This is a genomic window from Shewanella sp. SR44-3, assembly GCF_014163735.1.
Taxonomy (GTDB): domain Bacteria; phylum Pseudomonadota; class Gammaproteobacteria; order Enterobacterales; family Shewanellaceae; genus Shewanella.
On record NZ_JACJDV010000040.1, the window covers coordinates 18,581 to 32,684 of the forward strand.

The 14,104-nt window shown below is 46.1% G+C and carries 10 protein-coding genes and 1 tRNA gene; all 11 read left to right on the forward strand.

Annotation, left to right across the window (positions count from 1 at the left end; translation table 11 throughout):
• The first annotated feature begins 2 nt into the window (after positions 1-2).
• Positions 3-1,373 (forward strand): sigma E protease regulator RseP, encoded by a 1,371-nt coding sequence (gene rseP / locus H5073_RS15275; protein ID WP_182680429.1) that lies wholly within the window; start codon positions 3-5, stop codon positions 1,371-1,373.
• A gap of 31 nt (positions 1,374-1,404) precedes the next feature.
• Positions 1,405-3,888 (forward strand): outer membrane protein assembly factor BamA, encoded by a 2,484-nt coding sequence (bamA, locus tag H5073_RS15280; protein ID WP_182680430.1) that lies wholly within the window; start codon positions 1,405-1,407, stop codon positions 3,886-3,888.
• Between the two features lie 66 nt (positions 3,889-3,954).
• Positions 3,955-4,452 carry an OmpH family outer membrane protein gene (locus tag H5073_RS15285; RefSeq protein WP_182680438.1) on the forward strand — a complete coding sequence of 166 codons (498 nt, stop codon included), beginning with the start codon at positions 3,955-3,957 and terminating at the stop codon, positions 4,450-4,452.
• Between the two features lie 3 nt (positions 4,453-4,455).
• Positions 4,456-5,478, forward strand: coding sequence for a UDP-3-O-(3-hydroxymyristoyl)glucosamine N-acyltransferase (lpxD, locus tag H5073_RS15290; RefSeq protein WP_182680431.1), 1,023 nt, complete (start codon positions 4,456-4,458; stop codon positions 5,476-5,478).
• 27 nt (positions 5,479-5,505) lie between these two features.
• Positions 5,506-5,967, forward strand: coding sequence for a 3-hydroxyacyl-ACP dehydratase FabZ (gene fabZ / locus H5073_RS15295; protein WP_182680432.1), 462 nt, complete (start codon positions 5,506-5,508; stop codon positions 5,965-5,967).
• The gene (gene lpxA, locus H5073_RS15300) at positions 5,964-6,734 is read left to right on the forward strand and encodes an acyl-ACP--UDP-N-acetylglucosamine O-acyltransferase (protein WP_182680433.1); all 771 of its coding nucleotides are present in this window, start codon (positions 5,964-5,966) and stop codon (positions 6,732-6,734) included. Before fabZ ends, lpxA begins: the two co-directional genes overlap by 4 nt.
• 33 nt (positions 6,735-6,767) lie before the next feature.
• Positions 6,768-7,919 carry a lipid-A-disaccharide synthase gene (gene lpxB / locus H5073_RS15305; RefSeq protein ID WP_182680434.1) on the forward strand — a complete coding sequence of 384 codons (1,152 nt, stop codon included), beginning with the start codon at positions 6,768-6,770 and terminating at the stop codon, positions 7,917-7,919.
• Between the two features lie 90 nt (positions 7,920-8,009).
• Positions 8,010-8,648, forward strand: a complete 639-nt coding sequence (gene rnhB / locus H5073_RS15310) for a ribonuclease HII (protein ID WP_182680435.1) — start codon at positions 8,010-8,012, stop codon at positions 8,646-8,648.
• A 122-nt stretch (positions 8,649-8,770) separates the two neighbouring features.
• Positions 8,771-12,250 carry a DNA polymerase III subunit alpha gene (dnaE, locus tag H5073_RS15315; RefSeq protein ID WP_182680436.1) on the forward strand — a complete coding sequence of 1,160 codons (3,480 nt, stop codon included), beginning with the start codon at positions 8,771-8,773 and terminating at the stop codon, positions 12,248-12,250.
• An 88-nt stretch (positions 12,251-12,338) separates the two neighbouring features.
• The gene (tilS, locus tag H5073_RS15320) at positions 12,339-13,850 is read left to right on the forward strand and encodes a tRNA lysidine(34) synthetase TilS (protein ID WP_182680437.1); all 1,512 of its coding nucleotides are present in this window, start codon (positions 12,339-12,341) and stop codon (positions 13,848-13,850) included.
• 134 nt (positions 13,851-13,984) lie between these two features.
• Positions 13,985-14,075 (forward strand) — tRNA-Ser (locus H5073_RS15325).
• Positions 14,076-14,104: the final 29 nt, after the last annotated feature.

A 14,104-nucleotide genomic window follows, 5' to 3' on the forward strand; every position in this document is an offset into this window, starting at 1 on the left:
ACATGTTCGATTTTTTGTGGAACCTAGGCTCGTTTATTGTTGCCCTTGGGATATTGATCACCGCCCACGAATACGGTCACTTTTGGGTAGCCCGCCGCTGCGGTGTTAAAGTCGAACGCTTTTCAATTGGTTTTGGCAAAGCAATTTGGCGTAAAGTAGGCTTAGATGGCACTGAATACGTGATCGCCATGATCCCTCTTGGCGGTTACGTGAAAATGCTCGATGAGCGGGTAGACACGGTTCCAGAATCCCTCAAGTCCCAAGCGTTTAATCGCAAAACCGTTTGGCAACGCATTGCCATAGTTGCAGCGGGTCCTCTTGCTAATTTTTTGTTTGCTATCATTGCCTTGTACATTATGTACATCATTGGTGTACCTTCGGTCAAACCCATAATTGACACCACGCTTACTGATACGCCTGCGGCACAAATTCAGCTCAATGAACACAGCGAAATTATCTCAATTTCAGGTCAAAGAGTGCGTAATTGGGATGAGGTTAACCTCGCGTTAATCGGTCATATTGGCGATGATGAAATTGATATTGAACTTGCGCCTTTATCTAGACTCGAAGGAATGGACACAGGTTCAAAGCATTACCAGCTCGATACTCGACATTGGCAATTTGATCCAGAAAAACAATCACCAATAACAGCATTAGGCTTGGGGATATTTAGACCTAAGATATTACCAGAACTTGCCATTGTTGCAGAAGCTAGTGCGGCTGAGCGAGCTGGGCTACTTAAAGGTGACGTCTTAGTGGCGATTAATGGTAATGCTTTTGTTGATTGGGCAAGTTTTGTTAAGTTAGTGCAAGCGTCTGCAGGGCAGCATTTAGTGCTAACGCTTAAGCGCGGCATGCAGACCTTGGATGTGGATTTGGTACCAGACACTCAAATCGACAAAGAAGGCAATAATATCGGCGTGTTAGGTGTTAGCCCTACTCAAACTCAATGGCCGGAAAATATGCGTATTTCTTTGGAATATGGCATAGTGGACTCCATTTTTGCCGCAGCTGATAAAACGTGGCAGCTGATCATCGTGAGTTTCAAGATGATTGGTAAACTTTTTACCGGCGATGTGTCGGTGAAAAACCTAAGTGGACCTATATCCATAGCGCAAGGTGCTGGTGCTAGCGCGAATTATGGATTAGTGTACTTTCTTGGGTTTATCGCACTCATCAGTGTCAACTTAGGCATTATTAATCTTTTGCCTTTGCCTGTGCTCGATGGGGGACATTTGCTGTATTACTTTATTGAAGTGATTACGGGTAGGCCTGTGCCTGAAAAAGCACAGGAAATAGGATTCAGAATTGGCGCAGCCTTGCTGTTGATGTTGATGAGTATTGCACTCTTCAATGATTTCGCCCGACTCTGAGCTAGGACAATCAAATAATTAGAAGTGCTCTATGAGATTGAATAAAATTTTTGCCTCGATGATATTAGTCGGTGCGTCTTTTTCAGGGAATGGTTGGGCAGATAACTTCCAACCTTTTGAAGTCACCGACATCCAAGTAGAAGGTTTACAGCGTGTCGCCCTTGGTGCAGCTCTTTTGAGTTTGCCAGTTAAAGTGGGTGATACTGTAGATCAAGTTAAATTACAGCAAGCTATTAAGAGTCTTTACGGCTCAGCTAACTTTGAGCTAATTGACGTCAGCCATGAAAATGGGGTGATCTTTGTTAAAGTCAAAGAGAGACCGACGATCAGCGTGATTAGTTTTGATGGTAATAAGGACATCAAAGAAGAACAACTTCAACAAAGTTTAGATGAGTCAGGGGTCAAGATTGGTGAGTCATTAGACAGAACCATGATCACAGGTATCGAAAAAGGCCTGCAAGACTTCTATTATGGCGTAGGTAAATACGGCGCTAAAGTAGAAGCTCAAATCATCAATTTACCGCGAAACCGTATTGAGCTTAAATTTAAGTTCATCGAAGGTTTAGCTGCTGAAATTCGCCAAATTAATGTTGTGGGTAACACTGTTTTTAGTGATTCTGAGCTGATTGAAATGCTCGAACTTAAAGATTTTGTGGCCTGGTGGGATTTATTTGGTGAGCGCCGCTATCAAAAGCAAAAACTGCAAGCTGATCTTGAAACCATTAAAACCTATTACCATAACCAAGGTTATATTCGCTTTAATGTCACCTCGACTCAAGTGGCCATGACACCGGACAGAAAAGGTTTGTACGTCACCATTAACGTTGATGAAGGTGAGAAATATCAAGTTAAAGAAGTGAACCTTACTGGCGAGCTGATGGGCCGTGAAGAACTATTAAAGGCTATTTTACCGATTAAAACCGGTGAAACCTATAACGGCGGTACAGTAACCTACACCGAAGAAATGTACAGTAAGTACCTCGGTCGTTTTGGCTATGCCTATCCTGAAGTGAAAACTTACCCTGAAATTAATGATGACACCAAAGAAGTGGTGCTTAACATTAATGTGATGCCAGGAAAACGTGTTTATGTGCGCTCGATTAACTTCACTGGTAATACAGTTACTAAAGATGAAGTCATGCGCCGTGAGTTACGTCAGATGGAAGGGGCTTGGCTGAACTCAGATCAAATCGAACATTCAAAAACTCGCCTTAACCGTTTAGGTTATTTTGAAACTGTAGATACAGAAACGATTCAAATTCCTGGCAGCGATGATTTAGTTGATGTTGAGTTTAAGGTAAAAGAGCAGCCTTCAGGCTCGTTTAATGCAGGTATTGGTTATGGCACTGAATCTGGCATGAGTTTGCAATTTGGTGTTGAGCAAAATAACTTCTTAGGTACGGGTAATCAGGCTGGCTTTAGCGTCAATACCAACAAATACCAAAAGAGTGCTAATTTATCTTATACAGATCCATATTGGACTAAAGATGGCGTCAGTTTGGGTGGTAATTTGTATTGGAGTGAGTTCGATGCCAATGAAGCTAATCTTGAGCGTTATAAGAATAGCTCCTATGGACTAGCGCTTAACTCAGGCTTTCCAATTAATGAGTATAATCGTTTAAACGGTGGCATAGGCTATCGTCATAACACTATTTCAGAAGTATCAGCTTACGAGCAAGCGTTGCGTTTTTATAACGTCTACCGTGAGTCCGAAAGCCCTGAATCAGATCTTAGTTTTAATAACTTTGAATTAACGGCTGGTTGGTCAAGAAGCACACTTAACCGCGGTACTTTCCCATCTGATGGGTCATCGCAACGCTTAACTGGCAAGATGACTGTCCCAGGGTCTGATTTACAGTATTTCAAGACAGATTTTGATACTAACTTCTATTTTCCATTAAACCGTAAGCAAAGCTTCGTAGTGTTGGCTCGTGCACGGGTTGGTTATTCTAATGGCTATGGCAAGTTTAACGACAACGATCAAATTATGCCGTTCTGGGAGAATTATTACTCAGGTGGCAGCAGTTCATTACGCGGTTTTAAGTCAAACTCAGTGGGCCCAAGATCGTTTTTCTTGTATCGTGGCAGTGAGCCTTGCTCGCCAGATTCATCAAATGATGGCTGTAGCCTACCAGGAGAACCAAACACGATTCAGGTGAGTCAAGGTCGGTCTATTGGTGGTAATGCGTTAGCCACAGCAAGTTTAGAGCTTATCGTGCCAACGCCTTTCTTGGATGATGCCTACAGTAATTCAGTTCGTACCAGTTTCTTCGTCGATGCCGGTAACGTCTGGGATACCGAGTTTGATTATGACTCTTACCGGGTCTTGCCTGCGGAGCAGTTTTCCAAGCTTGAAGATTATAGCGATCCATCACGTTTACGTGCCTCTTGGGGCATGAGCGTACAGTGGTTATCGCCTATGGGACCTATGGTGTTTAGTTTGGCGTGGCCACTTAAAGAATATGAAGATGATGATACAGAGATCTTCTCATTCAATATTGGCAAAACCTTCTAAAACCAATACACTCAGCAAGTTTTGAAAACATAAATATATTTTAACAAGGAGTTTACTTTGAAAAAGATGGTTAATCGTGCATTAGTGACATTAAGCTTCCTCGCCGCGCCTATGATGGCCAATGCGCAGTCATTTGCAGTTGTCGATATGGGCGAAGTATTTGAGCAGTTACCACAGCGTGAACAAATTTCTAAATCATTAAAATCTGAATTCGGCGATCGTGTTGCTGATGTACAGAAGATGCAAGAAGAAATGCGCTCTATGATTGAAAAACAGCAACGTGATGGTGCTTTGATGAACGACACTCAGAAAACTGAGCTCGTTCGTAAAATGGAGTCACTGAAGTCTGAATTTCAGTTAAAGGGTAAAGCACTTGATGAAGATATGCGTCGTCGTCAAGGCGAAGAGCAAAACAAGCTACTTGTTTTAGTTCAAAAAGCCATTAATACCATAGCTGAAAAAGAAAAATATGACATGGTGTTCCAACGTGGTGCTGTTATTTATGTTAAGCCAAGTGCTGATATCAGTGGCAAAGTGGTTGAAGCCTTAAGCAAAGGCAAGTAATCAATGAAAATGACTTTAAAAGAACTTGGTGAAATGCTTGATGCTCGTTTGCAAGGTGATGAGCAGCTGCTTATCCGCAGCGTTGGCACCTTAGAATCAGCCCAAGCAGACCAACTTTCTTTTTTAGCCAATAGTAAATACCGTTCCCAGCTTGAGAGCACTCAAGCTGGGGCAGTATTGCTTAGCGAGAAAGAAGCAAAAGATTTTCAAGGCAATGCGCTTATTGTCAAAGACCCTTATGTGGCCTTTGCTCGCGTTGCTCAGCGTTTAGATACCACCCCAAAAGCGGCGACAGGCATTCACGCTTCGGCGCAAATCGACGCCACCGCGCAACTCGGCCAAGGCGTAGCCATAGGTGCTAATGCAGTGATTGGTGCAGGGGTTATTGTTGGCGAACATTGCCAAATTGGTCCAGGCTGCGTCATAGGCGAGCACAGCATTTTAGGCTCAAATACACGGCTGTGGGCTAATGTGACCCTGTATCATGATGTCCATTTAGGACAAAATTGCATTATTCATTCTGGTGCGGTTATTGGCTCTGACGGTTTTGGCTATGCTAATGATCGCGGTACTTGGGTTAAAATTCCGCAAACAGGTGGCGTGCGCATTGGTGACAATGTTGAAATTGGCGCCAATACGGCAGTTGATCGCGGCGCATTAGGCCACACAGAAATTGGTGATGGGGTTATCTTAGATAACCAAGTTCAAATTGCCCATAATGCCATCATAGGCAAGCATACCGCCATAGCAGGCGGTAGTATTATTGCTGGCAGCACTAAGCTAGGACAATATTGTATCGTCGGTGGTAATAGTGCGATAGCAGGCCATCTGACTATAGCCGATGGGGTTCATGTCAGTGGCGGCACTAACGTGACCAGTGAAATTCGCGCGCCTGGTACTTATTCTTCATCCACAGTGGCGATGGAAAATAAGCTGTGGCGCCGCAATACGGTGAGATTCCGTCAACTCGATGATTTATTCAGTCGAGTGAAAGTGCTTGAAAAACAGCAGAATAAAGAAGATTAATGGCCTAGGCCTAGTTAAGGAAATAGTGTGTCAAATCAATTAAACACCATGGATATTAAAGAGATCCTTAAGTACTTACCCCACAGGTATCCTTTTTTACTTATTGATCGCGTGCTCGATTTTACTCGCGGCGAAAGTCTACACGCGATTAAAAATGTCACCATAAACGAGCCTTTCTTCCAAGGCCATTTCCCAGTTCAACCTGTGATGCCTGGTGTACTTATTTTAGAAGCAATGGCGCAAGCAACTGGGTTACTTGCCTTTAAAACCATGAGTGAAGAGCCATCGCCAAATGTGCTGTATTATTTTGCTGGCATAGATAAGGCCAGATTCAAGCGGGTAGTTGAGCCAGGGGATCAGATCCATTTCCATGTAAAAATGATTAAAGAGCGCCGCGGGATTGGCGTATTTGTAGGAGAGGCATATGTCGATGGCGAACTAGCGTGTTCTGCTGAAATCATGTGTGCACGTAGAGAGATCAAAAAGTGATTGATAAATTAGCATTCGTCCATCCCGATGCCAAAATTGGTAATAATGTCACTATCGGTCCCTGGACTTATATTGGTGCTGGCGTCGAAATTGGCGATGATACCTGGATAAGTTCACACGTTGTGGTCAAAGGGCCAAGCGTGATAGGTAAAGGTAATAAGATTTTTCAATTCGCCTCAGTGGGTGAAGATTGCCAAGATAAAAAATACGCCGGTGAACCGACTCGTTTAGTCATGGGCGATAACAATATTATTCGTGAGTCTGTGACTATTCACAGAGGTACAGTGCAAGATAACAGCGAAACCCGCATCGGCTCTAATAATCTGTTTATGGCGTATGTACACATTGCCCATGATTGTGTGGTTGGCAACAATGTAATTATGGCCAATAATGCCTCTATCGCAGGCCATGTGCATGTGGGTGATTGGGTTATTTTGGGCGGCATGACAGGGGTGCACCAGTTTGTGCATATCGGTGCTCATGCTTTTGCAGCTGGTTCATCGCTTATTTTGCAAGACGTGCCGCCTTTTGTGATGGCATCTGGCCAACCTGCGATACCTCGTGGCTTAAATGCCGAAGGCTTAAAGCGACGTGGTTTTAGCAAAGAAAGCCAGTTGGCTGTGCGCCGCGCCTACAAGACCTTGTATCGACAAGGTTTAACAGTCGCAGAAGCCCTTGAAGCCTTGCAGGGCGAAGCTGAAAAAGATGAGCATGTTAAGTCGTTAGTCGATTTTGTGAGCTCGTCTTCTAGAGGCATTATTCGTTAACGATTTGATGGCAGAGTGAGTGATCCACAGTTTATGCGTTCTCAAACATCTCAAATTGTCTTTGCCATGGTCGCCGGAGAAATCTCCGGCGATATTTTAGGTGCAGGATTAATTAAATCGCTCCAGAAAACCCACCCTAATGCGCGTTTTATCGGCATTGGCGGACCGCGGATGCAAGCCCTAGGCTTTGAAAGCTTTTTCTCCCTTGAAGAATTGTCCGTGATGGGGATCGTTGAGGTTTTGTCACGTTTGCCTCGCCTGATCAAGGTTCGCAGCAGCTTGATTGAACAAATTATTGCTGCAAAACCTGACTGCTTCATCGGGATCGATGCCCCAGATTTTAATATCGGTCTTGAGCTTAAGCTTAAAGCCAAAGGCATAAAGACGGTGCATTATGTCAGCCCTTCAGTCTGGGCGTGGCGCCCGAAGCGTATTTTCAAAATTGCCAAGGCCACTCATATGGTGTTGTCTTTGTTGCCGTTTGAAAAAGCTTTCTATGATAAACACCAAGTACCGTGCACTTTTGTGGGTCATACCTTGGCCGATGATATTCCCCTAGAGAGCCCTAAAAACCTTGCGCGCACGCTTTTGGGTTTAGATGCTGATGCCGAATATTTAGCCATTTTGCCAGGCTCTCGTAAAGGCGAGTTAGCCCAGTTGAGTGAGCCATTTATCAAGGCGGCAAGCTTGATTAAACAAGCCTGCCCAGACATTAAATTTGTTACGCCTTTAGTGAATAAAGCGCGCAGGCAAGAGTTTCTTGCATCGCTAGAGCAATTTGCTCCTGATCTTGAAATTGAGCTTATTGATGGCCAATCTCGAGAAGTTATGGCAGCAGCCGACGGTATTTTATTGGCCTCAGGTACTGCAACCTTGGAGGCCATGTTAGTTAAACGGCCTATGGTGGTGGCATACCGTGTGAGCCCTATCACTTATGCCATCGCTAAACGGCTGATGAGCATTAACCATTATTCATTGCCAAACTTGTTAGCAGGCACAGAATTAGTGCCTGAACTGATCCAAGAAAACTGCACGCCAGAGAAAATTGCAAGCGCTGTGGTATCTCAGTTAAATAATGATTTCAGTGCCACCCAGCAACGCTTTTTAGCGCTGCATAACCAGCTCAATTGTCATGCAAGTGACAGGGCCGCCGAAGCGGTACTTAAGCTAGTATCACTGAAATAACGGCGCTTATTAAGTCAGCATTGATGCGGCTTTCTACTGCATATCCATAGATTTACACTTTAGTAATCAAAGACAAGGCGTTTTCCTACGATGCAAAATTTTCCCGCTGTAATTAAGCAAATAACCCCAGAGCAAGTGTTGTTGCTCAGTGATGGCTTAGTTGCAGGGGTTGATGAAGTGGGCCGCGGCCCATTGATTGGCGATGTCGTTACGGCAGCGGTTATTCTTGATCCCAATAAGCCTATTGAAGGTTTAATGGATTCGAAAAAGCTCAGTGAAAAACGCCTGCAAGCCTTGTACCTTGAAATCATGGATAAGGCGTTAGCTGTCAGTGTTGGCCGCGCAAATCCCATGGAAATTGATGAGCTTAATATCCTGCACGCCACCATGCTTGCCATGAGCCGCGCGGTTGCCGGGCTCAACGTTACGCCACAGCGGGTACTGGTGGATGGAAATCGTTTGCCTAATTTTGAATTAGATGCCTCTGTTAGTCGTCATGCCATCATCAAGGGGGATGGCTTAGTACCTAGCATTAGCGCGGCATCTATCATAGCAAAAGTGACTCGGGATGCAGAAATGCTGCAGCTGGATGCTCGCTATCCTGAGTATGGCTTTGCCAAACATAAAGGCTATCCAACAAAGGCACATTTTGAGGCGCTAGCCCAATTTGGCGTCTTGCCTGAGCACAGGAAAAGCTTTAAGCCTGTGGCTTTGAGGTTATTGTCATAAATAAAAGCCATGCAGCGTTAAAGGTTATTTTTATACTCTGATGTGTTTGCTAGTCAGTCTGCTTTTTTGTTAGTCTCAGTAGCGTTTTTATCTTATTTTTGCATTGTTAAGAATCATAATCTATGACCGATCCTCGTTTTGTTCATTTACGCGTCCACAGTGATTTCTCCATGACGGACGGTGTCGCCAAGGTCAAACCCATCATCGCCGAGGCGGAGCGACAAGGGATGGCAGCTATTGCCTTAACGGATCAAAATAACTTTTGTGGTCTGGTTAAATTCTATGGTGGCTGTCATAACGCGGGGATCAAGCCCATAGTGGGCGCAGATTTCTGGATGCAAGTACCAGGCTTTGATAAAGAACTTTGCGCATTGACCATCATCGCCATGGACAACGATGGCTATCAAAACCTGACTCAAATAATCAGCCAAGCTTATCTTCGCGGCCAAGTTAACGGCCGAGTTGTTATCGACCAAGAATGGTTAGTCACCTATAACAAAGGCATTTTGCTGCTATCTGGTGCCAAGGAGGGCGACGTTGGCAAAGCCTTGTTAAAAGGCAATCAAGCTCAAGTAGATTCTTTAATCAGCTTTTATCAGACGCATTTTGATGACCGCTATTTCCTTGAATTAATTCGCACTGGCCGCGCCGACGAAGAACGTTATTTACACATGGCGGTTAACCTTGCCAATGAGCGTGGCTTGCCAGTCGTTGCCACCAATCAAGTGGTGTTTCTTAAGGCTGATGATTTCGATTCCCATGAAATTCGGGTCGCCATCACTGATGGTTACACCTTGGCCGATCCCCGCCGCCCTAAGACCTATAGCGCAGAGCAATACCTTCGCACTGAAGAGGAAATGTGCGCGCTGTTTAGCGACATTCCTGCGGCCTTAAGCAACACGGTTGAAATTGCCAAGCGCTGCAATGTCACTATTCGTCTTTATGAGTATTTTTTGCCAAATTTCCCCACAGGGGACTTAAGCACAGAAGACTTTCTGGTGGTGGTATCAGAAAAAGGCCTTGAAGAACGGCTTGAGTTTTTATTTCCAGATGAGCAAGTGCGTGCACAAAGGCGTGGCGAGTATGATGAGCGATTAGCCATTGAGCTTAAAGTGATTAACCAGATGGGATTCCCAGGTTACTTCCTTATCGTGATGGAGTTTATCCAGTGGGGTAAAGACAATGGTATTCCAGTGGGACCGGGTCGTGGTTCGGGAGCGGGCTCCTTGGTGGCCTATGCCCTTAAAATTACTGACCTTGACCCATTAGAATTTGACTTACTGTTTGAGCGCTTCTTAAACCCAGAGCGCGTTTCAATGCCCGACTTTGACGTCGACTTCTGCATGGACAGGCGCGATGAAGTGATAGACCATGTGGCCGACTTGTATGGCCGCGAAGCTGTGTCGCAAATCATTACCTTCGGTACCATGGCCGCTAAAGCCGTGGTGCGTGATGTGGGTAGGGTGCTTGGCCACCCCTATGGTTTCGTCGATAGAATTTCAAAGCTTATCCCCGCAGAGCCTGGGATGACACTGGCAAAAGCCTTTGAAGTAGAACCTGCTCTGCAAGAGTCCTATGATGCCGATGAAGATGTTAAAGAGCTCATCGACATGTGTCGCCGCCTCGAAGGCGTGACTCGTAACGCCGGTAAACATGCCGGCGGCGTGGTTATCGCGCCCACAAAGATCACCGACTTCTCGCCGCTGTATTGCGACGCCGAAGGCAATAACCCTGTGACCCAGTTCGATAAGAACGATGTGGAAACCGCGGGTCTAGTCAAATTTGACTTCTTGGGCCTTCGAACCTTAACCATCATCGACTGGGCGCTTGAGATGGTTAACAAGGTGCAATTGCAAAATGGCTTAGATCCCATTCGCATCGAAGCCATTCCTCTGGACGATCCTAAGTGCTTTAAATTATTGCAGCGTTATGAAACCACTGCGGTATTTCAGCTTGAATCCCGTGGCATGAAAGATTTGATCAAACGTCTGCAGCCGGATTGCTTCGAAGACATGATTGCTTTGGTGGCCCTGTTCCGCCCAGGCCCATTGCAGTCTGGCATGGTTGATAACTTTATCGAACGTAAGCACGGCCGTGAGGAAGTGTCTTACCCCGATGCCCAGTATCAGCACGAGTCATTACGTGAGCTCTTGTCACCCACCTACGGCATTATCCTCTATCAAGAGCAGGTGATGCAGATAGCTCAGGTGTTATCTGGCTATACCTTAGGTGGCGCAGACATGCTGCGCCGCGCCATGGGTAAGAAAAAACCCGAAGAAATGGCCAAGCAGCGCGGCACCTTTAAGGAAGGAGCTATAAACAACGGTATCGATGGCGAGCTATCGATGAAAATCTTTGACTTGGTGGAAAAATTCGCCGGTTACGGTTTCAACAAGTCTCACTCCGCCGCCTACGCTTTAGTGTCTTACCAAACCCTGTGGCTTAAGACGCATTTCCCCGCACAGTTTATGGCGGCGGTGATGTCCGCCGATATGGATAACACAGATAAAATCGTCACCTTAGTGGATGAGTGTGAGCGCATGGGCTTGCCGCTTATCCCACCGGATGTGAACAAGGGCTTATTCAAGTTTACTGTGGATGAGGCCTTTAATATCGTCTACGGCATTGGCGCCATTAAAGGCGTGGGTGAGGGGCCGGTGGAGTCAATTCTTGAGGCTAGAGCAAATGGGCCGTTCATTGATTTATTTGACTTTTGTGCCCGAGTTGACCTTAAAAAGCTCAATAAGCGCATCATTGAAAAGCTTATTTGCGCTGGCGCGCTGGACAGCCTTGGGCCGCATCGCGCCTCTATGATGGCAACTTTGCCAGAGGCCATCAGCGCTGCGGCGCAGCACGCCAAAGCCGAAGCCATAGGTCAGCATGATATGTTTGGCTTGCTTAACTGTGAGCCTGAAGATAACAAGCAGCAATTTGTGCAATGCACCCCGTGGCCAGATAAAATTTGGCTCGAAGGCGAGCGTGATACTTTAGGTTTGTACCTTACAGGTCACCCGATTAATCAGTATTTAAAAGAGCTTAAGCAATACACTTCTGGGCGCTTAAAAGACGTGCACCCTACGGAGCGCGGCAAGACAGCAAAAGCGGCTGGGCTTGTGGTAGCAACCCGAGTGATGCTCACTAAGCGCGGCGCCAAAATGGGCTTGGTGACCTTAGATGATAAAAGCGCCCGTTTAGAAGTGATGTTATTCACTGAAGCTTTTGAGAAATTTAATCATCTGCTGGAAAAAGATCGCATCTTAATTTGTGAAGGCGAGGTCAGCTATGATGACTTTGCTGGCGGCAATCGCATGACGGCGCGCAATATCATCGACATAGGTGAAGCGAGGAGCCACTTCGCCCGCGCCGTTGAGCTTAAGTTAGCAGCCGAGCAAGTGCCAGATGAAGCTTGGCTTGAGCAATTTAAAGCCACCCTTGAGCCTTGGAAGGGGGGCGCCGTACCTGTGGTGATTGATTACTTGCAAGAAGGCACGCGCGCCAGTTTCACCTTAGGCGCTGCATGGCAAGTCAATCCCAGTGATGAGTTAATGCTGGCACTGGAGTTATTACTTGGCTCAGAGAATGTGAAGCTTAAGTTTGACTAGCATTTATACTGCCAGTGCCGCTCAATACTAATTTTTTGTTAGCTGTAACTTTAGTCCGTTACTTGGCCTAACACTGAGGTGGGCTTAGATGAATATCACAGATATATGCGCTAATATAGCGCGCCTTGCACTGCCATTACTGACGCCATCAGACACTTGTGCAGCCCTGCATAGCCGCGCTCACGGGAGTGACAATGGCAGCGAAATATCATTAGCGTCAGCAGCTAAATTAGTGCTGGCCTACAGCGGCGGCGTCGACTCCGAATTGCTTGCCGCAGGCTTAAGCCTATTCAGTCAATTTCATCCCCAAATAGACTGCCGTTTACTGCATGTACATCATGGCTTAAGTGCCCACGCCGACAGCTGGACGGAACACTGCCGCAATCGCGCCGCCATATATAACTTGCCACTTATTGTCGAAAAAGTCTCAGTGCACAAAGGCAAGCGTGAAAGCTTAGAAGCCAAAGCGAGAACCGCGCGCTATCACGCCATCGCCATGCATTTACATCAGAATGATATCTTGCTTACCGCGCACCATGAAGATGATCAGCTTGAGACCTTGTTGTTGGCATTGAAGCGCGGCCAAGGCCCTAAAGGGTTGGCGGCCATGGGAGAGTGCCAGCGAAAGGACCATTATTGGCTACTACGGCCCTTGCTCGGTGTTTCACGGCAGCAGATAGAAGCCTTAGCGGCAGCAGAAGCCCTAGTTCACATCGAAGATGACAGTAATCAAGATGACAGTTTTGATAGAAACTTTTTACGCCTCGAAATCATCCCCGCCCTTAAGCAGCGCTGGCCAAGCTATGCCCAAACTGCTAGCCGTAGCGCCAGATTATGCGCCGAGCAGCAAGAAGTTATAGAAGAGCAAACCATAGCGCGATTACACGCTTATTTAGATGATACTACGCCCCTTGAAGGTACAGGCTTTAAGCTTGAGCATTTTGCTAAGGAAAGCCTGATATGGCAAAAACTGCTATTTCGGGGCTATTTAAATGCATTAGGGTTAGCTGCGCCTTCTTCATCGCAACTTGAACAGATAATTACTCAGCAATTGCAGGCGAAAGAAGATGCCAAAGTCAGCATAGATTGCGAGCAATACCAAGTAAAACGCTTCGCGGGTAAAGCCTTTGCAATCGCCAAAACCACAGCCTCCACTGACGTAGAGAAAGCTTGCTTATTGCAGCAATTATTGGCAGTGATTCTGGGAGATGAAACCTGCGTTAATTTATCTAAACCTAAGTATCATAGCCAAGATAGAGCTCAAGTATGCCACACATGGAGATTGAGCATCAGCGCCACTGGCATCCGCTTAGTTTTACCCCGTGACATAGCGTCGGTGAGTATTCAATACGGTGCGCCGAGCAGTGTAAAGTGCCAGCCGCATTTTCGTAGTAAGGGCCGCGAGCTTAAAAAACTCTGGCAAGAGTTGCAGATACCTCCTTGGCGACGTGCCCAAGTGCCGCTGATTTTTTATGGTGAGCAGCTTGTTGCCGCAGTGGGATTTTGGGTAGATAAAGCGTATATCGCCAAGGGCGATGACTTAGGGCTGCAAGTGGCGCTAGGCGCGGCCACAGAAGATGTTAAATCATCATTCAGATAAGGCGAAGTCATTGCCAAATGATGGCTAAAAAGGCTGCTATTGATCGCCAATTGAGCAGTTGCACGTTTTTTTGTAATTTAGATGTGATTAGCTCTTTACATAGGGCGGTGAGATAGCTATTATCTCGCTCGTTCGGAGGGATGGCAGAGTGGTCGAATGCACCGGTCTTGAAAACCGGCAAGGGTTTATAGCCCTTCTAGGGTTCAAATCCCTATCCCTCCGCCACATTCAACAAAAAAGCCCGCTATTTATAG

Bases quoted from the DNA above. Each gene is read 5' to 3' on its own strand.
- rnhB (WP_182680435.1), top strand. From the start codon at position 8,010: ATGCAAAATTTTCCCGCTGTAATTAAGCAAATAACCCCAGAGCAAGTG.
- tilS (WP_182680437.1), top strand. From the start codon at position 12,339: ATGAATATCACAGATATATGCGCTAATATAGCGCGCCTTGCACTGCCA.
- H5073_RS15285 (WP_182680438.1), top strand. From the start codon at position 3,955: ATGGTTAATCGTGCATTAGTGACATTAAGCTTCCTCGCCGCGCCTATG.
- lpxD (WP_182680431.1), top strand. From the start codon at position 4,456: ATGAAAATGACTTTAAAAGAACTTGGTGAAATGCTTGATGCTCGTTTG.
- dnaE (WP_182680436.1), top strand. From the start codon at position 8,771: ATGACCGATCCTCGTTTTGTTCATTTACGCGTCCACAGTGATTTCTCC.
- bamA (WP_182680430.1), top strand. From the start codon at position 1,405: ATGAGATTGAATAAAATTTTTGCCTCGATGATATTAGTCGGTGCGTCT.
- lpxB (WP_182680434.1), top strand. From the start codon at position 6,768: ATGCGTTCTCAAACATCTCAAATTGTCTTTGCCATGGTCGCCGGAGAA.
- rseP (WP_182680429.1), top strand. From the start codon at position 3: ATGTTCGATTTTTTGTGGAACCTAGGCTCGTTTATTGTTGCCCTTGGG.